This window comes from Treponema sp. R8-4-B8, from assembly GCF_054786175.1.
Genome location: NZ_BDHE01000261.1, coordinates 1 through 585, shown reverse-complemented (window position 1 = coordinate 585; position 585 = coordinate 1). Strand labels below are relative to the sequence as shown.

The following is a 585-nucleotide window of genomic DNA, read 5'->3' as shown; positions in this document are numbered from 1 at the left end:
CGCAAATAACACAATTATTACAGGTACTTCAAGATACGGGAAAGCCGCCGCTGTAGCGGGAGCTTTTGAAAAAAGGTTTAAAATTACCGTCCCTGTTTCTTCCGGTGCGGGAGGCGCGGCGATATACCGCTATAACAGCAATGGGCAAACTTATGACCTTAGCGGCTATTTTAGTTATAACAGCGGCGGCAGTTGGACAGTTGACAGCAACAATCCTCAGAGTTTTAGCAGTATAAAAAGTGATTCAGGCGGCGGCTGGTTTAACGCGAAATTCAAGACATTTTCAAACCCGGAAAAACTGCCGTTTGATCAACATTTCCTTTTGGCGTTATGCGCCAGTACTGACAGATACCTGTTTATGGTAAACGGATTTGAATGGGACAAGTGGACGAATCCTCCCGCTTTCTTCTATAATTTTGAGCTTACAAAACCTGTATTTGACCTTTTAGGCGTACCTCAAAATATCGCGGTTTCCATGCACCGATTCAGGCATGGAATTGAACAGGAAGATATGGTCAAGTTGATTAAATATGCGAATTATGTCTTCTACGGCGTTAAAAATTTAACCTTTGAATATACTGAAAC

The 585-nt window shown here is 42.4% G+C and carries 1 protein-coding gene; it reads left to right on the top strand.

Annotation, left to right across the window (positions count from 1 at the left end):
• A partial coding sequence (locus ACYVRA_RS08280) for a glucuronyl esterase domain-containing protein (protein WP_461252254.1) occupies window positions 1-585 on the top strand: 585 nt, incomplete at both ends.